The organism is Massilia sp. METH4 (genome assembly GCF_037094685.1).
Classification (GTDB): domain Bacteria; phylum Pseudomonadota; class Gammaproteobacteria; order Burkholderiales; family Burkholderiaceae_D; genus Rugamonas.
In genome coordinates, this window is the sequence record NZ_CP146614.1 from 3,291,765 (window position 1) to 3,311,547 (window position 19,783).

Consider the following 19,783-nt stretch of genomic DNA (forward strand, 5'->3'; position numbering starts at 1 on the left):
CGGCGGACCGCCCCGCACGGGGACTGACCCCAGCCTTTTCGCAGCGCCGCCACAGCAAGGGAAAAATCATGGTCGCACTCGTCATCGCAGAACACGACAACGCCAGCCTGAAAGGCAGCACCCACCATACCGTTACCGCCGCGGCGCAAGCCGGCGGTGAAGTCCACGTCCTGGTCGCCGGCGCGAATGCCTCGGCTGCCGCCCAGCAGGCCGCGCAGATTGCCGGCGTCACGAAAGTGCTGCTGGCCGACGCGCCGCACTTCGCCGAAGGCCTGGCCGAAAACGTGGCCGAGCAGATCCTGGCTGTCGCAGGCAGCTATTCGCACATCCTGGCCCCGGCTACCGCCTATGGCAAGAACATCCTGCCGCGCGTGGCCGCCAAGCTGGACGTGGCGCAGATCTCCGAGATCACCAAGGTCGATTCGCCGGACACGTTCGAACGCCCGATCTACGCCGGCAACGCGATCGCCACCGTGCAATCGTCGGACAAGGTGAAAGTGATCACCGTCCGCACCACCGGCTTCGACTCCGCCGCATCGACCGGCGGTTCGGCCGCCGTGGAAAACGTGACGGCCGTGGCCGATTCCGGCAAGTCGAGCTTCGTGGGCCGTGAAGTCGCGAAGTCGGACCGTCCGGAACTGACCGCTGCCAAGATCATCGTGTCCGGCGGCCGCGGCATCGGCTCGGCCGACAACTTCAAGATCCTCGAACCGCTGGCGGACAAGCTGAACGCCGCCATGGGTGCCTCGCGCGCCGCCGTCGACGCGGGCTACGTTCCGAACGACTGGCAGGTGGGCCAGACCGGCAAGATCGTCGCGCCTTCGCTGTACATCGCCGTCGGCATCTCCGGCGCGATCCAGCACCTGGCCGGCATGAAGGATTCGAAGACCATCGTGGCCATCAACAAGGATCCGGAAGCGCCGATCTTCTCGGTGGCCGACTACGGCATCGTGGGCGATCTGTTCGAGATCGTTCCGGCACTGGTCAAAGAACTGGGCTGATCCTCACCAGGGACCTGACTCACAACGAGCCACGCTGGCCAGGCACCACAGCCCGGCCACCGTGGCCTGGGCACCTTGAAAACCGTCGCGAGCGGCGGCAGTTCCGGCCGAGAAGCGCAGCCGTACAGCCGTACGGCGAGCATCGCAGGCCGGAAATGCAACGCGCAGCAGGTTTTTCGAGGTGCCCATTTTTTTTGGAGACGACAATGAGCTATACCGCCCCGATCAAAGACATGCTGTTCGTGATGAACGAGCTGGCCAACCTCGACGCCGTGAGCGCGCTGCCCGGCTGCGAGGATGCCACGCGCGAAACGGCCGAAGCCGTGCTGGAGGAGAACGCAAAGTTCGTCAGCGGCGTGATCGACCCGCTGAACCACGCCGGCGACAAGGAGCCGAGCTTCTGGCACGACGGTGAAGTGACGACGACGAAGGGCTTCAAGGAAGCCTTCCGCCAGTTCGCCGACGCCGGCTGGCAGGGCCTGCAGCATCCGCAGGACTTCGGCGGCCAGGGCTTGCCCAAGCTGGTGGGCACGCCGTGCGTGGAAATGCTGCACGGGGCGAACCTGTCGTTCGCGCTGGTGGCGCTGCTGTCCGACGGGGCGATCGAGGCGCTGATGACGGCCGGCAGCGATGAGCAGAAGGCCACGTACCTGGAGCCGCTCGTCACCGGCAAGTGGACCGGCACGATGAATCTCACCGAGCCGCAGGCCGGCTCCGACCTTGCCGCCGTGCGCACGCGCGCCGAGCCGCAGGGCGATGGCACCTATAAAATCTTCGGTACCAAGATCTTCATCACGTACGGCGAGCACGATATGACGGAAAACATCGTGCACCTCGTGCTGGCGCGCACGCCGGACGCGCCGCCGGGCGTGAAGGGCATCTCGCTGTTCATCGTGCCGAAGTTCATGGTCAATGCCGACGGATCGCTGGGCGCGCGCAACGACGTGCATTGCGTCTCCATCGAGCACAAGCTGGGCATCAAGGCCAGCCCGACCGCGGTGCTGCAATTCGGCGACCATGGCGGGGCGATCGGCACGCTGGTGGGCGAGGAAAACCGCGGCCTGGAGTACATGTTCATCATGATGAACGCGGCGCGTTTCGGCGTGGGCATGCAGGGCATCGGCCTGGCCGAGAACGCGTACCAGAAGGCCGTTGCTTTTGCCCGCGAGCGCGTGCAGTCGCGCGACCTGGCCGGCTCCTCCGGCCCGGTGGCGATCATTCACCATCCGGACGTGCGGCGCATGCTGATGTCGATGCGCGCCCAGACCGAGGCGGCGCGCGCGCTGGCCTACGTGGGCGCGGGCTTCCATGATATCGCCCACCACCACGAGGACGAGGAAACGCGCGCCGCCCACCAGGCCGTGTACGAGTACCTGGTCCCCGTGATCAAGGGCTGGTCGACGGAGATGAGCGAGAACGTGGCGCGCGACGGCGTGCAGGTACACGGCGGCATGGGCTTCATCGAGGAGACGGGCGCCGCGCAGCACTACCGCGACGCGAAGATCCTCACGATCTACGAAGGCACCACGGCGATCCAGGCCAACGACCTGGTGGGCCGCAAGACGCTGCGCGACGGCGGTAAAGTGGCCAAGCACCTCGTCGCGCAGGTGCGCGCGACGGGCACGCAGCTGGGCGAACTGGAAGGATCGGACTTCGCCGCCGATTTTGCGTCGATGCGTGCGCGCCTGGAGCAGGGCGCCGCCGACCTGGAAGCGGTGGTCGACTTCGTGCTGGCCAATGCGAAGAGCGACGTGAAAGCCGTCTTTGCCGGCAGCGTGCCGTACCTGAAGCTGGCCGGCATCGTGCTGGGCGGCTGGCAGATGGCGCGCGCCGCGCTGGTCGCGCAGCAGAAGCTGGCGGCCGGTGAAGGCGATGCCGCCTTCTATAAGGCAAAGATCGTCACCGCGCGCTTCTTTGCCGACCACTTCCTCGCGCAATCGGCGGCGATGCGCTCCGCCATCGTGGAAGGCCACGCCGGCGTGCTGGCGCTGCCGGAAGAGCTGTTCTGAGCTGCCTCAGCCAGATCGCCGGGAAGGGAGCGCTGCCGGGCCCGTAGGAGACGCGCCCGGCGGTTCACTTCCTGATATTCTTACGGGAAATTGGCAAAAGGATATCCCGTATGAACTTGAGGAGGACCATGGTCTCGGCCGTGCTGGCCGTGCTGGCATGCAACGCTGCAGCGGCCGACAATGACTGCCCGGACTGCTTTCCAAAGCGCTGGATCTATTACGGCGGCAATGTCACCACGCCCGGCAATTTTTCCACCCTGAAGAAACTGATCGCCGACGCGGCGGCCAATGGCTACAACGGCATCGCGCTCAATGCCGGCGGCGACGCCGGCTATCACGTGCTGCTGAAAGGCGACTCGGGCAAGGCGGCGGCACTGCGCAGGAACCTGGCCGAGCTGATCGCGCTGGGCGTCGAGCACGGTGTGGAACTGATCCCGGTGGGCGGGAGTCCGGCCGTGCCCGTCACCGTCGATCCGAACCTCGTCGAGGCCTTGCCGGCGACCACGCCATTCACGGTGCGGAACAAGGTGGCCACCGCCAGCGATGCGAACCTGGTCGAGAACGGCGATTTCGCCAGCGATGCCGGCTGGCACCGCGATAACGCCTGGGTGAAATTCGACCCCAACAACGACCATGGCGGCGGCTCCGGATCGATGAAAATGTCGCCGGCCGCCAGTGGCCCACATCGCAATGCACGCCTGTACCGCAGGTTCGACCTTGCTCCGCACAAGGCTTACCGGGTAACGTTCTGGCTCAAGGCCAGCGCCGGCTATCCCACGTCGAAGCTGACTGCCCAGATCCTGGGCGAGGACAGCGGCCAGCCCGTCTATCGCAACATGACATCCCGCCTGGGCTGGGGAACCAGGCCGGACGGCAGCTGGAACGAGGCGGGCAATTCCGACCGGTCGATGTTCGCTCCCGGCCAGGGCTGGAAAAAATACGAGCTCGACTTCAATACCGGCAATTATTCGTGGGTGATGTTCTACCTGGCCAACCAGTCGGGCGGCGATCCCTCGACGGCGGTGTGGGTAGACGACATCGCGCTGCGCGAGATCGGCCTGGCCCATCCGGTGCGGCGCGCGTCGCTGCCGCTCGTGGTGAAAGGGCGGGACGGTACCGTGTACCGCGAGGGCGCCGATTACACGGTCGGCGTGGAACAGCTGAAGATTCCCGGCGGCAGCCGCATCCGCGATGGCCAGGTGCTCGACGTGGCCTGGTACCAGTCGGCCGTGAACATGACGGTGCGCTTCGGGACCCCGGCCACCTCCTGTGTCGACGACTATTTCGACATCCAGAAGGCGTACTACGACGAGCTCAACAAGATTTTCGGCGGCAAGTTCTCCGGCGCGAAGACCGACCGCTACTTCATGTACTATGACGAGATCCGGGTCATGAACTGGGACCCGAGCTGCAAGCCGAAGCCGAAAACGGCCGGCGAATACCTGGCGCGCACGGTCAATGGCGTGGGCGCGCGGCTGACGGGCTATCGCCGGCCCGTCGAAAAGCTGGTGTGGAACGATATGTTCGATCCCACGATGAACGCGGTACCCCGCTACTGGCAGGTGAACGGCGACTTGAGCAAATCGTCGGTCCCGCTCGATTCGAGCTTCGTCATCGTCAATTGGGCTGGCGAAGGGCGGACGGGGGGCGCCGACGACGCCAATCGCCGCGTTTCGCTGAAGCGATTCGCCGAGCCCGGTCATCGGCAGGTAGTCGCCCTGTACTATGACAGCCTGAGCAGCGTGGACAACTGGCTGGGGGTGCTCGGCAAGCAGCCGCCGCGCGGCCTGGATGGCATCATGTACACGAGCTGGACCGACAACTACAGCGGCTATGCCCATCTGGCCGACACGGCCGACAAGATCCGGTCGCGGCTGCCCGGGCGGTGGCCGGCCAAGCAGCGCTGACCCTGGCGGCCCGGGCGAAGGAGAAGAACCATGGAACTGTCGACACTGCTGCTGTTCATCCCCGCCTGCTTTGCCCTCAACCTGGCGCCGGGGCCCAACAACCTGCTATCGGTCAGCAATGCGACGCGCTACGGGTTTAGGGCGTCCTGTGCCGCCGGGCTGGGCCGGCTGCTCGCCTTCGTCGGCATGATCGCGCTGGCGGCGAGCGGGCTGGCCGTCGTGCTGCATGCGTCCGAGCTGCTGTTCCATGCGATCAAGATCACGGGGGCCTTGTACCTGTTCTGGCTGGCGTGGCAGCTGTGGCGGGCCGAGCCGGCGGTGGGGGAGGAGAAGGGTGATACGGGCGAGGCGGGCGTGCTGCGATTGGCACGCCAGGAATTCCTGGTGGCCGTCGGCAATCCGAAAGCGATCCTGATCTTCACGGCATTCCTGCCGCAATTCGTCGACCCGGCGCGGCCGGTGGCGGCCCAGTTCGCGCTGCTGGGCGCTCTGTTCCTGGCATTCGAGATGGTGGCGATCGCCATCTACGCGGCCATCGGCAGCCGGCTGCGGCGCTGGTTTGCCCAGCCGCGCGGCAAGCGCATCTTCAACCGCGCCTGCGCCGGGCTGCTGTCCGGCGCGGGCCTTGGCCTGCTGCTCGCGCGGCGCGCGTGATCAGCCGCGCACGATCCGGTCGCCATTCCTGCGCACGCGGTCGCCCTTGTGCATGTGCGGGTCGTTGGCGAAGTCGTAGGAGCGCGTGCGGCCATTCTCGAAGCGCACGTTGACGATCCACGTCTTCACCTTCTTCATCTTGCCTTCGATGTGCTTGCCCGCATACGCGCCGCCGACGGCGCCGGCCACGGTGGCCAGGTCGCGGCCGGTGCCGCTGCCGATCTGGTTGCCCAGCAGGCCGCCCGCCACGCCGCCGACGATCACGCCGGTTGCGCCACCCTTGCCATCCTTCTCGACGACGCGCACGCCGGTCACCTTGCCGCAGTCATTGCAGACCCTGTGCTTGTGGTGCGGGTCGGCATGGGCACCCGCCATCAGCGTGGACAGGGCGAGGGTGGCGAGGGTGCTGCGCAGGAAGGCTTTCATGTTTGCTCCGGGTAATGACTGATGGGCGCAGTATAGGCGCGCCGACTATCCTTATGGATGAGCAAATTGTAATCGCTTGTAAATCCCGTCGCCGGCCACCGGATCGGTGTCGCACACCTTTTCCGGTGTTTCTCCGGAAAAGGTGTACGACACCGGTTTTCCCACGAGGCACCCCTGGCGCCCCGGACTGCGGAAGAGAAAACCGGTGTCGTACACCGGCGAGCCGGTGTACGACACCAGGCCGGCGCCCCCGTGCAGCTTCGTCAGCCGTAGGCACCGCCCGTATACAGCAGGTCGAACAGGCGGGCGAGGGTGGCGATCAGGGTGCCGGCGCCGACCATCAGGGTTGCGACGATGATCACGGCCAGCGGCCAGCGCGATTCGCTGCGGCGGCCGGAGGAGGGGTTGTAGGCGGTGTCCCATTTCTCGTCCGGCATCAGGCCCAGCACAAGTGCCTCGAGGAAGCCGGCCAGCATCGACAGGGTGAACGGCAGGTACCAGAAATACCAGTCCGCGGCAGGCGCGGCGCTCATGACGATGCCGCAGGCGGGCAGGGACGCGGCGTGCAGCCAGCCCCAGCGGTCATTGAAACCCTTCAGGTAGAAGCGGTGGGCGCCGACGCCGCCGAGGACGAAGGCGAGCAGCGTGGCCAGCGTTTTGTTTTTATGCGACATGCCGATCGATCAGTAAATGGACAAGGTTGCCAGGAGCCGTGCAGTATCGGGCAAAATTGGCGTCCCGTGTCGTCGGCGCATGCTGCACTGCCGATACCGGGGCGAGCGCAATTTGCGATTGCCCATCACGCCCAAGTAGGCGATAATCATGGATTGCCCCAACTCTCACTATTGTCATTAATTCTTGCTGGCCAAAGAGGAAGCACGCTATAATCGGCGGCTTTTTCCGACTCAGCACACTTTTTGGAAATATTATGGTCGTTATTCGTTTAGCTCGCGGTGGTGCCAAGAAGCGCCCTTTCTACAACATCGTTGCAACCGATTCCCGCAATCGTCGTGACGGTCGCTTCGTCGAGCGCATCGGTTTCTACAACCCGATGGCTTCGGGCCAGGAAGTTGGCCTGCGCATCGCCGCTGACCGCCTGTCGTACTGGCAAGGCGTGGGCGCCCAGCTGTCCCCGGCTGTCGAGCGTCTGGTCAACTCGCAAAAAGCAGCTGCCTAAGTTTTCGTCTTGAGCGGCAAGAGTGAGGCCGGGGCTGTCCCCGGCGATCTGGTACAGGTAGGCTTCATCGCCGGTGCCTATGGCGTGGCCGGTGGCGTGCGGATCCGTCCGTTCTCCACGGATGCCGATGCCTTGCTGCACGCGACAACCTGGTGGCTGGACAAGCCGGGCCTGCACGACGTCGCCGTCAAGCGGGCCAGGATGCATTCCGGCGATGTGGTGGCGACGCTCGTCGATGTCACCGACCGGGACATGGCGGAAGCGCTGAAGGGTGCCGCGGTCTTCATCCCGCGCAGCCAGTTTCCGCAGCTGGAAGATGAAGATGAATTCTACTGGGCCGACCTGATCGGCCTGGAAGTCGAGAACCTGCAGGGCGAACGCCTGGGCGTGGTGCACGACATGATGAGCAACGGGCCGCAATCGATCCTGCGTATCCAGGAACCCGGCCAGGCCGAAGAGCGGCTGATCCCATTCGTGGACCAGTTCGTGAAGAAGGTGGACCAGGAAGCGAAGAAGATCGTCGTGGACTGGGGCCTCGACTACTGAGCCTCCCGCGTTCACCGATCATGCAGTTCGACGTCGTTACGCTGTTCCCCGAGATGTTCGCCGCGCTCACGCAGTCCGGCGTCACGCGCCGTGCGCACGAGCAGGGCAGGTGGGGCTTGAACCTGTGGAATCCGCGTGATTTCACGACCGACAACCACCGCACCGTGGACGACCGGCCTTACGGCGGCGGGCCCGGCATGGTGATGCTGGCCAAGCCGCTCGAAGCGACGGTCGCCGCCGCGAAACGGCGCCAGGTCGTGGCCGGATTGCCGGCGCCGCGCGTGGTGTTCATGTCGCCGCAGGGCCGGCAACTGACGCACGCGAAGGTCATGGAGTTGAAGAACGAGCCCGGGCTCGTGATCCTCTGCGGCCGCTACGAGGCGGTGGACCAGCGCCTGCTGGACCGCTGCGTCGACGAGGAAATCAGCCTCGGCGACTTCGTGCTGTCCGGCGGCGAATTGCCGGCGATGGCGCTGATGGATGCCGTGGTGCGGCAGTTGCCCGGTGTGCTGAACACCGATGCGTCGGCCGTCGAGGACAGTTTCGTCAATGGCCTGCTGGATTCGCCGCACTATACGCGGCCCGAGGTCTACGAAGGCGAGAGCGTACCGCCGGTGCTGCTGGGCGGGAATCACGCCGAGATCAACAAGTGGCGCCGCGAGCGCATGCTCGAGGCGACCCTGAACAAGCGTCCCGATTTGCTGGAAAAGGCCCGCGCCGCCGGCCTCTTGAGCAAGCAGGATGAAAAGTTTTTGGCAGGTTTAGCAAAACCTGTGTAGTGAAGGCAGTAACCGCGCGGGCCGATACCGGTCCGCTTGTTTAACCCCATCCTCTACCGGGCAATCGAAAAAACTGCGCCGGCACGATGGCAATAGGAGTCATAAAATGGATCTGATTCAGCAACTCGAGCAGGAAGAAATCGCTCGCCTGGGCAAGAACATCCCCGAGTTCGCCCCTGGCGACACCGTGGTGGTGAACGTGAACGTGGTCGAAGGCACGCGCAAGCGCGCCCAGGCTTACGAAGGCGTCGTGATCGCCCGCCGCAACCGTGGCCTGAACTCGAACTTCATCGTTCGTAAAATCTCGTCCGGCGAAGGCGTCGAGCGTACCTTCCAGCTGTACTCCCCGCTGATCGCTTCGATCGAAGTGAAGCGTCGTGGTGACGTCCGTCGCGCCAAGCTGTACTACCTGCGCGAGCGTTCGGGCAAATCCGCACGTATCAAGGAAAAGCTGCCGAACCGTCGCGCCGCTGCTGCGACGCAAGGCGAGTAATCGACAGGTTTCGTCGGTTATTGAAAAAGGGTGCCGTTTCGGCACCCTTTTTTTATTTGCAACCTGCCCATACCTGTAAGCATTCACTCCGGGAGACCACCTTGGCCAAGCCGCTCTTCGATCCTGCCCAGCTGCCCATCGATGCCATTGCCGGCGAGCCGCCGGTCCCGCGCGAGCGCCTGCAGGCCGGCTGGCTGCGCGAGCGCTTCGCCAACCCGCCGGACTGGTTGCCCGAGACCTCGGACGAATCGCGCTCGCCCAGGCCGAACCCCACGCCCGCATCGGTGCTCGTGCCGCTCGTGCAGCGCGAGCGCGGCCTCACCGTGCTGCTCACGCAGCGCACCGCGCACCTGAACGATCATGCGGGCCAGGTGGCCTTTCCAGGCGGGCGCGCGGAACACGATGACGCCGATGCGGTCGATACCGCGCTGCGCGAAACGGAAGAGGAGATCGGCCTGCACCGCCGTCATATCGAGATCCTGGGCACGCTGCCGCTGTACTACACGGGAACGGGGTATGCGGTAACGCCGGTGGTGGGCCTGGTGGCGCCGCCGTTCGAACTGAAGGCAGACCCGTTCGAAGTGGCGGAAATCTTCGAAGTGCCGCTGCAATTCCTGATGGATGGAGCCCACCACGAGGTGCGTTCCGCGGTGCTGCCGACCGGCAGGCGGGCGTTTTACACGATGCCTTACGAGGGCTATTTCACCTGGGGCGCCACGGCCGGCATGCTGCGCAATCTGTTTCATTTCTTGCGCGCTTAAGCTATCGTAGCGCACATTGCACCCCAAGGGATTTAGATGACTTTTCTTTCCATTCTCTGCGCGCTGCTGCTCGAGCAGATGAAGCCGCTGCGCGCGGATAATCCGATCTACGCCAACATCAAGTTGTTCGCGGTGCGCATGGAAAACTGGTTCAACGCCGGCCAGGCCAGCCATGGCCGCATGGGCTGGTTCCTGATGATGGCGGCGCTGATGGTGCCCACCGCGCTGATCTACTGGGTACTGCTGCGCTATAACCTGATCATCGCCGCCTTCGTGTGGAACGTGCTGATCGTCTATCTTACCCTGGGCTTTCGCCATTACAGCCATTACTTCACCTCGATCCAGCTGGCGCTGAACGCCGGCGACGAACCCGCCGCGCGCGCCCTGCTGGCCGAATGGACCAGGACCGATACCGTGGGCCTGGAAGCGAACGAGATCGCCCGCATCGCCGTCGAGAAGGCGCTGATCACCACGCACCGCAATGTGTTCGGCGTGTTCTTCTGGTTCCTGCTGCCGCTGGGGCCCGCCGCCGCCGTGATGTACCGGGTGTCCGAATACCTGGCCCGCGCATGGAACGAACCGGACCACATGAAGAACGAGGCGTTCGGCCAGTTCGCCGCCCGGGCCTTCTACTGGATCGACTGGATTCCCGCGCGCCTGACCGCCGTCGCCTTCGCCGTGGTCGGCAATTTCGAGGACGCTATCTATGCCTGGCGCAATTTCGCCCACCGCTGGCGCGACGAGGCGATCGGCATCATCCTGGCCGCCGGCGGCGGCGCGATGGGCGTGCGCCTCGGCACGCCGCAGGAAAACGCCGCGAAGATGGTGCCGGCCGACGCGGCCACCGTCGATATCAGCGACGTGGAAGTGGAAACGCTGCCCGGCGACGAACCGACCGTGCGCGCACTGCAGAGCACCGTGGGCCTCGTGTGGCGCGCGCTGCTGCTGTGGATGCTGCTGCTGCTGTTGATGTCCGGCGCGATGGCGCTGGGCTGACCGCTCCCGAACCGGAAACCGCGTTCGCGCGAACGGGCATACAATGCTGGCGCGGGCTGGCGCGCGCTGGCGGTCTCCAAGCCGCTGCCATGCGCCGGCCACACCCGGCACGCCCGGCAAGGCGGTTGGGCGAACGATCTTTATTCGTTATTCCACCCCGCCGCAGTCGGGTACTCAGTGTCCAGGTCTTCTATAAGATATAATACTCAGCGCGTTATCCTGGATGACGCGCTAGAATCCCTGCCACGTATCCTACGTATCCTTTGTCCCAGCCTATGGCCAGCGAGTTCTTCATTCTTGGGCTTACCACCGACGGCAAGCAATTTCGTCCCAGCGACTGGGCCGATCGCCTGTGCGGTGTAATGTCATGCTTCCGGCCTGCGGGCACCGGCGGCCGCAATGCCCACCTGCAGTACTCGCCGCTGGTGCGGCCGACCATGCTCAACGGCGTGAAGGCCGTGCTGGTGGACGAGGGCTTGAAGGAGATCGAGCCCATGGCCTATCACTTCGTCAAGCAGTTCGCCACGGATAACAAGCTGCAGGTGGTGGACGCCACCAATCCCCCACCGGCCGCTGAAAAGCGCTAGTCTCTTCCCACGCCGGCCATCGGCGGCGTAGGATATGGTTTTGCCAACGCGAGTAGCGAGACCACATGACCTTACGCCGTGCCCTGATTCCGGCAGCGCTGCTGTCCTGCTTTATCCTGACGTTCGTTCCTCCCGCAGTCCATGGCCAGACCCTGCCGCCCGGCGTGGTGAAGGGCCCTTCCGTCGAAGGCATTACCGAATACCGGTTGCCGAACGGCCTGAAGGTCCTGCTGTTTCCCGATGCATCGAAGCCCACCGTCACCGTCAACGTGACCTACCTGGTCGGCTCGCGCCATGAGAACTATGGCGAGACGGGCATGGCCCACCTGCTCGAGCACCTGATGTTCAAGGGCGCGCCGAAGAACCGCAATATCCCGCAGCAGTTCGCCGAGCGGGGCATGGACTTCAACGGCACCACCTCGCAGGACCGCACCAATTACTACGAGGTCTTCCCCGCCAGCACCGGCAACCTGAAGTGGGCGCTGGAGATGGAAGCGGAGCGCATGACCAGGTCGTTCATCGCGCGGAAGGACCTCGATTCGGAAATGACCGTGGTGCGCAACGAGTACGAGGCGGGCGAGAACAGCCCGTTCGGCGTGCTGATGAAGCGCATGGAAAGCGTGGCCTACGACTGGCACAGCTACGGCCGCTCCACGATCGGCAACCGCAGCGATATCGAGAACGTGAAGATCGAGAACCTGCAGGCGTTCTACCGCACCTGGTACCAGCCGGACAATGCCGTGCTGCTGGTGGCCGGCAAGTTCGAGCCGTCGCAGACGCTGTCCTGGATCAGCAAGTCGTTCGGTGCCATCCCGAAGCCGAAGCGCAAGTTGCCGCCGTTCTGGACGGTCGAACCAACCCAGGACGGCGAGCGCCAGTTCGCCGTGCGGCGCAAGGGCGATGTGCAGCTGGTGCTGGTCGGCTACAAGGTGCCGGCAGGCCTGCACGAGGATGCGGACCCGCTGCAGTTCATGAGCCAGATCCAGGGCGACACCCCGAACGGCCGCCTGCACAAGCTGCTGGTGGAGACGGGCAAGGCGGCACAGGTGTTCAGCTTCGGCCAGACCGGCTATGCGCCCGGCCTGCAATTGTTCGGCGCCGTCGTGAAGGCGGGTCAGCCGGTCGAACCGGTGCGCGATGCGCTGGTCGATGCGATCGAAGGCTTCGCCAAGACCCCGCCCAGCGAGGAAGAGATGGAGCGCACGCGCCGCAACTTCGCCAATGGCATCGAGAAGGCGCTCAACGATCCGCAGCAGGTGGGCGTGACGCTCTCCGAGCAGATCGCGCTGGGCGACTGGCGATTGCTGTTCCAGGGCCGCGACAACCTGCCGAAGATCACGGCACGGCAGGTAGCGGAGGCGGCCGGGCGCTACTTCAAGCGCGACAACCGCACCGTGGGCCTGTTCCTGCCCGAGGATGCCCCGCAGCGCGCCATCGTGCCTGCGGCGCCGACAGCGGCGGAAGTAATGAAGGGCTACCAGCCGCGCGACATCGTGCTCACCTCCGAGAACTTCGATCCGAGCCAGGACAACATCATGGCGCGCACCGAGATCCGCAAGATGGGCGGCCTGGAGGTGGCGCTGCTGCCGAAGAAGAACCGCGGCGAGACCGTCTCGGTGAACCTGCGCCTGCACTGGGGCGACGAGAAGAACCAGTTCGGCAAGTCGATGGTGGCGGCCGTGACGGGCGAGATGCTCACGCGGGGCACCACAAAGTACACGCGTGCCCAGCTGGCCGACGCGATGTCGAAGCTCAAGATGAGCGGCGGCAGCGTCTACCAGTTCGACACCACCCGCGAGTACCTCGATGAAGCGCTGCGCCTGATGGCGCACGTGCTCAAGGAACCGGCTTTTTCGGAAGCCGAGTTCGAGCAGCTGCGCCAGCAATGGATCGTGGGCATCGAGGCGAACCGCAACGAGCCGCCGTCGCTGGCGAGCCAGGCGATGGACGAGTATTTCGACCACTGGCCGAAGGGCGACCCGCGCGACGTGATGACGGTCGACGAACAGCTCGCCGAGCTGAAGGCGATGAAGCTGGACGACGTGAAGGCCTACCACCGCGAGTTCTACGGCGCCTCGCACGGCGAGCTGGCGATCGTGGGCGACTTCGACAAGGAATCGGCCAGCAAGACCGTGGCCGAGACGCTGGCCGGCTGGGACAGCAAGGCGGCCTATGCGCGCATCCTGGACGCGAATGCGGACCGCCCCGCCACGCGCAAGGCGATCGACACGCCGGACAAGGAAAACGGCTTCTACACGGCGCGCGTGAACCTCGACCTGAAGAGCGACGATCCCGACTACCCGGCGCTGGAACTGGCCAACTTCATCTTCGGCGACGGCGGCCTGAAGTCGCGGCTGATGGACCGCATCCGCCAGAAGGATGGCCTGTCGTATGGCGGCGGTTCCGGCCTGTTCGTGGGCGACATCGACCGTGCCTCGCGCTTCACGATCAGTGCGATCGCGGCGCCGCAGAACCTGAAGAAGCTGGAAGCGGCCGTGCGCGAGGAACTGGAGCGCGCGCTGAAGGAAGGGTTCACGGCCGCCGAGGTGGCGGGCGCCAAGTCGGGCCTGCTGCAGCAGCGCGTGCAGAACCGCACCAAGGATGGCGTGGTGGCTGCCTCGTGGACCAAGTTCCTGTACCTCGACCGTACCTTCGAGTGGAGCAAGCAGCATGAGGCGAAGCTGCAGGCGCTCACGGTGGAGCAGGTCAACGCCACCTTCCGCAAGCATGTCGATCCGGCCAAGCTGGTCGTCGTCATGGCGGGCGACCAGTCCAAGGCGAAGTAAGCCGCCCGGCGGATTTGCGCTTCGTCGCGCGATGGCGCAGTTCGTCGCATGGCATGCCCATGCGATGAACGGTGCCGGTACCATGGCGGCATCCCGATAACCAGGATTCCGCCATGCCGCAACATTCCGCCATCGCCGTCCCCATCGCCGTTGCTATCGCTTCAGCACTGCTGTTCCTGCACGCGCCTTTCACCGCCACCCAGGCCGAGCCGGTCGAGACCAGTCAGCGGTCGCCAGCCGGCATCGCCGCCGCCGTCGACGCCCTGCTGGCGCCGCATTTCAAGCCCGACGGCCCGGGCATCGCCGTCATCGCCATGAAGGATGGCAAGACGGTGTTCCGTAAAGCCTACGGCGCCGCCGACGTGGAAAAGAAGCAGCCGCTGGCCGCCGATGCGGTACTGCGCCTCGGCTCCATCACCAAGCAGTTCACCGCCATCGGGATCCTGATGCTGGCCGACGAGGGCAGGCTGGCGCTCACCGACGACATCACCCGCTTCCTGCCCGACTATCCAACGCATGGCCGCAGGGTCACGGTCGAACACCTGCTCACGCACACGTCGGGCATCGTCAGCTATACGGGCAAGCCGGGTTTCCGCACCGTGATGGGCAAGGATGTCAGCGTCGCCGAGGGCATCGCCTATTTCAAGGATGACGCGCCCGAGTTCGCGCCGGGGACGCGCTTCGACTACAACAACTCCGGCTACTTCCTGCTGGGTGCGATCATCGAGAAAGTGTCCGGCCAACCCTACGCGCGCTTCCTCGACGAGCGCATCTTCCGGCCGCTGGGCATGGCGCACACGGGCTACGAAGGGACGGCGAGCGCGTTGCGGCCGGTGACAGGCTACAGCGTGCGCGACGGACAGGTCCGGCCGAGCGAGCCGCTCAGCATGGCCTGGCCGTACGCGGCCGGTGCGCTCGTCTCGAACGTGGACGACCTGGCGCGCTGGCAGTCAGCGCTCCTCGAAGGCAGGCTGGTACGGCCGGAGACGCTGCGGCGCGCCTTCACCGCCTATACGCTGGCCGATGGCAAGGCCGCTCCTTATGGTTACGGCTGGTTCGTGGGCAAGCTGCATGGCACGCTGCTGGTGTACCACGGCGGGAATATCAACGGTTTCGCCACCGATGGCGTTTGGCTCCCCGAGGAGCGCGTGTACGTGGCAATCCTCGGCAATGCCGAAGCCGGAGGTTCCGGCGTGCGCGTCGAGAACCTGACGCGCCGCGTGGCGATGAGCATCGCGGGCAAGCCGCTGCCCGTCGCATCGAATGCGAAGCTCGATCCGGCCACGCTGGACGGGTATGCGGGTACCTATCCGATCGACGCGAAAACCAGCCTCACGGTGCGCCGGGAAGGGGGCGGCCTGACGATGGCACGCACCGGCAGGCCGCCCTGGCCGCTGCTGCACTACGGGACCGACGGCTTCCTGTTGGGGGATACGCTGGCGACCGTCCGGTTCCAGCGGGACGCGGGCGGCAAGGTGACGTCGCTCACCGTCAGCGGCGAGCGGGAGACGCGGGTGCACGAGCGCTCGCCGGAGGCCGCGCTGCCCTAGTGTCCTGAGCCAAAAAATCGTTGAATAAATCCGACGAGAATCGCCTCGATGCTGCGTTGAAAATGCCCGGAAAGGCCCCCGCCTTGCCGGACTTTTCCGCCTTGCCTCGGGCCGATCTCGTCAAAGCTATTTGTCAAAGAATTTTCGCCTCAGGACACTAGGGAGTGCTCAGTTCCGCCACGAAGTCGTACATATCGCCGCGGAAGATCGAGCGGCAGAATTCCACTGCGCGGCCGTCGCGCAGGAAGCCCAGGCGTTCGACGGCCAGGCCCGCGTCGCCCTCGCGCGTTTGCAGCAGTTGCGCCTGTTCGGCATTGAGCAGCAGCGCGGACAGGCGCTGCAGCGCGCGTACCGGCCGGTGGCCGGTCCTCTCCAGTGCCTCGTACATCGAGACACCGACCGCGTCCAGCGAGGGCAGGGCGCCGGCCACGATGGTTGCGTATTCGAGGCACATCGGCACGTCGTCGGCGAAGCGGATGCGGTTGAAGCGATAGACTGGCGCGCCGGGCGAGAGCCGCAGGCGCAGCGCTTCCTCGGGCGTCACCGTGCCTTCCGAACGCTTCAGCCACACGCTGCGCGGCGTGCGGCCGCGCGCGCGGATGTCTTCCGAAAACGACGTGAGCTTGGCGAAGTTCTTTTCGATGCGGGTGTTGATGAAGTTGCCGGAACCGGGGCGGCGCACCAGCAAGCCTTCGTCCACCAGGCCATCGATGGCCTTGCGCACCGTGATGCGCGAGATCGCCAGGTCGGCCGCCAGCTGACGTTCCGCGGGCAACGCCTCCTCGGGGCCGAAGATGCGCCGGTCGATCGCTTCGCGCAGTGCCCTCTGCAATTGCTGGTACAGGGGCAAACTGGTCTGCCCCATGTCACGCATGATTTCCGCCAGCGAGCTCACGTCATTCTCTCCCTCGATGTACCGCTATCACCGGGCTGTGGACCCGGCCCGGGCGCGGTGCGCCAACGGCGGCGTCGATAATACCAAAAAAAGACCATACATAAAGCGGTCCGCATTGTTCTACCTCAAGCGCTAGGGGAGCTAGCGCTATCTCCCCGCTTTTCTCGCCAAAGTGGTATGTATTCCGAATACAACATTAGAAAAAAAGAAGGAAATTGGTAGTGTTGTGGTATTGGTTGGCGGTATATTGGCGCTCAATTGGTTTTGTAATGGTAGGAGAAGCAGTCGCGCGGCCGGCGGCGTACCGGCAGCCCGGCGGCACCAGGGATCAGTAAACGGACCGGCCCGGCACAGGCGGGCGAACATCAAGGGGGAGTAAATGAAGCGCATCCACGCAGCACAACAAGACAAGCACCGCCCGGCTAACCGCCTGACGCCGGCGGCCGCCGCCGCGGCAATCCTCGTGCTCGGCATGGCCGCGCCGGCCATGGCGCAGCAGGCCGCCGGCCAGGCGGGCCAGGTGGACAACCCGCAGGCCGAACCGGAGCGGGTGATCGTCACCGGCATCCGCGCCGCGCTGCAGCAGTCGCTGGCGGTCAAGCGCAACGCCGCTGCCAACGTCGAGGTGATCACCGCCGAAGACGTGGGCAAGATGCCGGACAAGAACGTGGCCGACTCGCTGCAGCGCCTGCCCGGCGTGAACATCAGCTCCTCGGCCGCCGGTTCCGGGGGCTTCGACGAGAACGACCGCGTCAGCCTGCGCGGCACGGCGCCCAGCCTGACGCAGACCACGATCAACGGCCATGCCGTGTCGTCGGGCGACTGGTTCATCCTCGACCAGGTGGGCGGTGCCGTGGGCCGCACCACGTCGTACTCGCTGCTGCCGTCGGAAATCGTCGGCCAGGTCATCGTGCGCAAGGCGCCGACGGCCGACATGATCGAAGGCGGCGCGGCCGGCTCGATCGACGTGATCACGCGCCGCCCGCTCGACTTCAAGGAGCCGCTCACGCTGGAAGGCTCCGTGCAGGCCGTGTACTCCACGCTGGCCGAGAAGACCGATCCGCAGTTCTCGGGCCTTGTGAACTGGAAGAACGCCACCAACACCTTCGGCGTGATGATCCAGGGCTTCTCGGAAAAACGCAGCCTGCGCCGCGACGGCCAGGAGCTGCTGCAATACACGCAGATCGGCGCGAATAGCGCGCTGGCGCAGGCGCGGCCCGACCTCGCCAATGTGTGGTACCCGCGGCTGATCGGCTCTTCGCTGTTCACGCAGGAGCGCCACCGCAAGGGTGGCCTGGTCGCCGCGCAGCTGAAGCCGTCGCGCGACCTGTCGCTGGAAGCCACCTACTTCAATTCGAAGCTGGAAGCGTCGAACTACAACCGTAACTACATGACGGACATGAACGCCAACGGCACCATCGGCGGCAACGTGATCCCGGATGCGTACACGGTGAGGAACGGCACGCTGACCTCGGTCAGCTACAGCAACAAGGGCACCGCCGCGGCGCCGCTGCGCTACGGCATCGTCGACGATATCGTGCGCGAGGGCGCGTATGCGAAATCGGAGTTCCTCGACCTGAACGGCAAATGGCGCGTCAACGAGAAGCTCACGCTGTCGGGCCTGATCGGCAAGACGAAGGGCACGGGCGCCACGCCGTCGCAGGGCGTGTACGAGGGCGACGTGAACAACTCGGGCGTGAGCTACCAGCTGAACGGGCTGGGCTCGCCGGCCACCGTCAAGTTCCCCAGCATCGACACGTCCGTCTTCACGGGCACGGTGCTGGATTGGGTGTTCGGCTACAGCCCCGCCACCACGTCCGACGAGGAGACCTACGGCCAGATCGACGCCGCCTTCCGCCTCGACAACGACACCTTCAGGGAAATCAAGTTCGGCCTGCGCGGCACGGATCACAAGCGCAGCAACTTCGCGATCTCGCAGGGCCCGAACTGGGCCAATACCGAACCGGGCACCGCCAACACGAACCCGGCCTGGAACGGCAACACGTATCCTGGCGACTTCGGCAAGGACCTCGGCGGCGACTTCCCGAAAAACGTGTGGGAACTCGATCCGGCCATTCTGCAGGCCTGGGGCAACGAGCACTCGAACCGCAGCCCCGAGCGCATCTACTATCCCGACATGTTCAACCTGACGGAGAAAACCAAGGCCGCCTACGTCGCCACCGAAATGGAAGGCGAGGGCTGGAGCGGCAACGTGGGCGTGCGCGTGGTGCGCACCGAGGGCGAATCGAACGGCTACCAGATCCTGCCCAACCAGCTGCCGGGCGGAAACCTGCCGGCTTTCCCGTGGGGCGGCTTCGTGCAGCAGACGCGCATCGAGAACAACCATACCGAGATCCTGCCCAGCCTGAACCTGCGCTTCGACCTGCGCAGCGACCTGGTGGCGCGTTTCGGCGCCTCGCGCACGATGACGCGGCCGGACTTCGGCGCACTGGGCGGCACCGTGTCGCTGACGGATGAAACCCATACCGGCAACGGCGGCAACGCGGCCCTGAAACCCACGCTGTCGAACAACCTCGATGCCACCTTGCAGTGGTACTTCGCACCGCGCGCGTTGGCGTCGGTGGGCGTGTTCTACATGGACCTGCACAACTACGTGGGCTACGGCACCAGCACCGGCACGTTCATCGACAGCCGCGCCTCGCAACAGTCCGGCCAGCCCGTGTTCGCGACCTACACGATCACGTCCCCGGTCAATGTGGACGCGAGCGTGAAGGGCATCGAGCTGGCGCTGCAGATGCCGCTGGGTGCCGGCTTCGGCGTGGATGGCAACGTCACGCTGTCGGACTCGAAGCAGGAGTTCGGCAGCTGCCCGGCGACGCAGACCGTGACCTCGTCCGACCCCTGCGACATGCTGGGCGCCTCGAAGACGACGGCCAACATCGGCGCCTACTTCGAGAACGAGCGGTTCAACTTCCGCATCGGCTACGCCTGGCGCTCGGCCTACCTGGCCGCGCAGGACCGCGGCACGCCCCTGTACCAGGACGACACCGGTCAGCTGTCGGCCTCGCTGAACTGGAACATCACGAAGAACATCACGCTGACGATGAGCGGCCAGAACCTGAACGAGCCGATCCTGAAGAACTACGTGTACAACAAGGACCAGCCCGCCCGCTTCTATGCCAACGGCGCCCAGTACTACGCCGGCCTGCGCTTCAAGTACTGACCGACCGTTGTAAAAGATCGGGGACAGTCCCC

General features: G+C 65.2%; 17 protein-coding genes. 14 read left to right on the top strand and 3 right to left on the bottom strand.

Annotation, left to right across the window (positions count from 1 at the left end; all coding sequences use genetic code 11):
- Window positions 1-68: 68 nt before the first annotated feature.
- The 4 genes from V6Z91_RS14465 (at window position 69) to V6Z91_RS14480 (ending at window position 5,571) form a co-directional block, all read left to right on the top strand.
- Window positions 69-1,001, top strand: coding sequence for an electron transfer flavoprotein subunit alpha/FixB family protein (locus V6Z91_RS14465; RefSeq protein ID WP_338771444.1), 933 nt, complete (start codon window positions 69-71; stop codon window positions 999-1,001).
- A gap of 206 nt (window positions 1,002-1,207) precedes the next feature.
- Window positions 1,208-3,010, top strand: a complete 1,803-nt coding sequence (locus V6Z91_RS14470; protein WP_338771447.1) for an acyl-CoA dehydrogenase — start codon at window positions 1,208-1,210, stop codon at window positions 3,008-3,010.
- A 110-nt stretch (window positions 3,011-3,120) separates the two neighbouring features.
- Window positions 3,121-4,917 (top strand): hypothetical protein, encoded by a 1,797-nt coding sequence (locus V6Z91_RS14475; RefSeq protein WP_338771450.1) that lies wholly within the window; start codon window positions 3,121-3,123, stop codon window positions 4,915-4,917.
- 30 nt (window positions 4,918-4,947) lie between these two features.
- On the top strand, window positions 4,948-5,571 hold the full coding sequence (locus V6Z91_RS14480) for a LysE family translocator (RefSeq protein ID WP_338771451.1): 624 nt from the start codon (window positions 4,948-4,950) through the stop codon (window positions 5,569-5,571).
- Here the strand turns inward: V6Z91_RS14480 and V6Z91_RS14485 are convergent, their stop codons facing one another.
- Together V6Z91_RS14485 and V6Z91_RS14490 are read right to left on the bottom strand one after the other, a co-directional pair.
- Entirely contained in the window at window positions 5,572-5,997 is a 426-nt protein-coding gene (locus V6Z91_RS14485) for a glycine zipper 2TM domain-containing protein (protein WP_338771453.1), read from the bottom strand.
- Between the two features lie 263 nt (window positions 5,998-6,260).
- Entirely contained in the window at window positions 6,261-6,677 is a 417-nt protein-coding gene (locus V6Z91_RS14490) for a TM2 domain-containing protein (RefSeq protein ID WP_338771861.1), read from the bottom strand.
- 248 nt (window positions 6,678-6,925) lie between these two features.
- On the opposite strand from V6Z91_RS14490, the gene rpsP reads away from it, so the two are divergent.
- The 9 genes from rpsP to V6Z91_RS14535 all read left to right on the top strand — a co-directional run bounded on the left by rpsP (window position 6,926) and on the right by V6Z91_RS14535 (window position 15,672).
- Window positions 6,926-7,174, top strand: a complete 249-nt coding sequence (rpsP, locus tag V6Z91_RS14495; protein WP_338771455.1) for a 30S ribosomal protein S16 — start codon at window positions 6,926-6,928, stop codon at window positions 7,172-7,174.
- 9 nt (window positions 7,175-7,183) lie between these two features.
- Window positions 7,184-7,720: a ribosome maturation factor RimM gene (gene rimM / locus V6Z91_RS14500; protein ID WP_338771457.1), complete on the top strand. Its 537-nt coding sequence runs from the start codon at window positions 7,184-7,186 to the stop codon at window positions 7,718-7,720.
- Window positions 7,721-7,740: 20 nt separating this feature from the next.
- On the top strand, window positions 7,741-8,499 hold the full coding sequence (trmD, locus tag V6Z91_RS14505) for a tRNA (guanosine(37)-N1)-methyltransferase TrmD (protein ID WP_338771460.1): 759 nt from the start codon (window positions 7,741-7,743) through the stop codon (window positions 8,497-8,499).
- Window positions 8,500-8,605: 106 nt separating this feature from the next.
- Window positions 8,606-8,992, top strand: a complete 387-nt coding sequence (rplS, locus tag V6Z91_RS14510; protein ID WP_338771463.1) for a 50S ribosomal protein L19 — start codon at window positions 8,606-8,608, stop codon at window positions 8,990-8,992.
- A gap of 101 nt (window positions 8,993-9,093) precedes the next feature.
- On the top strand, window positions 9,094-9,753 hold the full coding sequence (locus V6Z91_RS14515) for a CoA pyrophosphatase (protein ID WP_338771466.1): 660 nt from the start codon (window positions 9,094-9,096) through the stop codon (window positions 9,751-9,753).
- Between the two features lie 36 nt (window positions 9,754-9,789).
- Window positions 9,790-10,749 carry a CobD/CbiB family protein gene (locus tag V6Z91_RS14520; protein ID WP_338771469.1) on the top strand — a complete coding sequence of 320 codons (960 nt, stop codon included), beginning with the start codon at window positions 9,790-9,792 and terminating at the stop codon, window positions 10,747-10,749.
- Between the two features lie 275 nt (window positions 10,750-11,024).
- Window positions 11,025-11,336: a DUF3579 domain-containing protein gene (locus V6Z91_RS14525; RefSeq protein ID WP_338771863.1), complete on the top strand. Its 312-nt coding sequence runs from the start codon at window positions 11,025-11,027 to the stop codon at window positions 11,334-11,336.
- A gap of 65 nt (window positions 11,337-11,401) precedes the next feature.
- On the top strand, window positions 11,402-14,122 hold the full coding sequence (locus tag V6Z91_RS14530; RefSeq protein WP_338771472.1) for a pitrilysin family protein: 2,721 nt from the start codon (window positions 11,402-11,404) through the stop codon (window positions 14,120-14,122).
- A gap of 113 nt (window positions 14,123-14,235) precedes the next feature.
- Window positions 14,236-15,672: a serine hydrolase gene (locus tag V6Z91_RS14535; protein ID WP_338771475.1), complete on the top strand. Its 1,437-nt coding sequence runs from the start codon at window positions 14,236-14,238 to the stop codon at window positions 15,670-15,672.
- A gap of 157 nt (window positions 15,673-15,829) precedes the next feature.
- On the opposite strand, the gene V6Z91_RS14540 is transcribed toward V6Z91_RS14535, so the two are convergent.
- Window positions 15,830-16,567: a GntR family transcriptional regulator gene (locus tag V6Z91_RS14540; protein WP_338771478.1), complete on the bottom strand. Its 738-nt coding sequence runs from the start codon at window positions 16,565-16,567 to the stop codon at window positions 15,830-15,832.
- Window positions 16,568-16,946: 379 nt separating this feature from the next.
- Between V6Z91_RS14540 and V6Z91_RS14545 the strand changes: the two genes are divergently transcribed.
- A complete protein-coding gene (locus V6Z91_RS14545) occupies window positions 16,947-19,751 on the top strand; it encodes a TonB-dependent receptor (protein WP_338771480.1) in 2,805 nt (934 codons plus the stop codon).
- The last annotated feature ends 32 nt before the right edge of the window (window positions 19,752-19,783 follow it).

What these genes read in the sequence shown, in the direction of transcription:
- trmD (WP_338771460.1), top strand. Translation starts at nt 7,741, where the DNA reads ATGCAGTTCGACGTCGTTACGCTGTTCCCCGAGATGTTCGCCGCGCTC.
- V6Z91_RS14465 (WP_338771444.1), top strand. Translation starts at nt 69, where the DNA reads ATGGTCGCACTCGTCATCGCAGAACACGACAACGCCAGCCTGAAAGGC.
- rplS (WP_338771463.1), top strand. Translation starts at nt 8,606, where the DNA reads ATGGATCTGATTCAGCAACTCGAGCAGGAAGAAATCGCTCGCCTGGGC.
- rpsP (WP_338771455.1), top strand. Translation starts at nt 6,926, where the DNA reads ATGGTCGTTATTCGTTTAGCTCGCGGTGGTGCCAAGAAGCGCCCTTTC.
- V6Z91_RS14545 (WP_338771480.1), top strand. Translation starts at nt 16,947, where the DNA reads ATGAAGCGCATCCACGCAGCACAACAAGACAAGCACCGCCCGGCTAAC.
- V6Z91_RS14475 (WP_338771450.1), top strand. Translation starts at nt 3,121, where the DNA reads ATGAACTTGAGGAGGACCATGGTCTCGGCCGTGCTGGCCGTGCTGGCA.
- V6Z91_RS14470 (WP_338771447.1), top strand. Translation starts at nt 1,208, where the DNA reads ATGAGCTATACCGCCCCGATCAAAGACATGCTGTTCGTGATGAACGAG.
- V6Z91_RS14525 (WP_338771863.1), top strand. Translation starts at nt 11,025, where the DNA reads ATGGCCAGCGAGTTCTTCATTCTTGGGCTTACCACCGACGGCAAGCAA.
- V6Z91_RS14485 (WP_338771453.1), bottom strand. Translation starts at nt 5,997, where the DNA reads ATGAAAGCCTTCCTGCGCAGCACCCTCGCCACCCTCGCCCTGTCCACG.
- V6Z91_RS14530 (WP_338771472.1), top strand. Translation starts at nt 11,402, where the DNA reads ATGACCTTACGCCGTGCCCTGATTCCGGCAGCGCTGCTGTCCTGCTTT.
- V6Z91_RS14535 (WP_338771475.1), top strand. Translation starts at nt 14,236, where the DNA reads ATGCCGCAACATTCCGCCATCGCCGTCCCCATCGCCGTTGCTATCGCT.
- V6Z91_RS14480 (WP_338771451.1), top strand. Translation starts at nt 4,948, where the DNA reads ATGGAACTGTCGACACTGCTGCTGTTCATCCCCGCCTGCTTTGCCCTC.
- V6Z91_RS14520 (WP_338771469.1), top strand. Translation starts at nt 9,790, where the DNA reads ATGACTTTTCTTTCCATTCTCTGCGCGCTGCTGCTCGAGCAGATGAAG.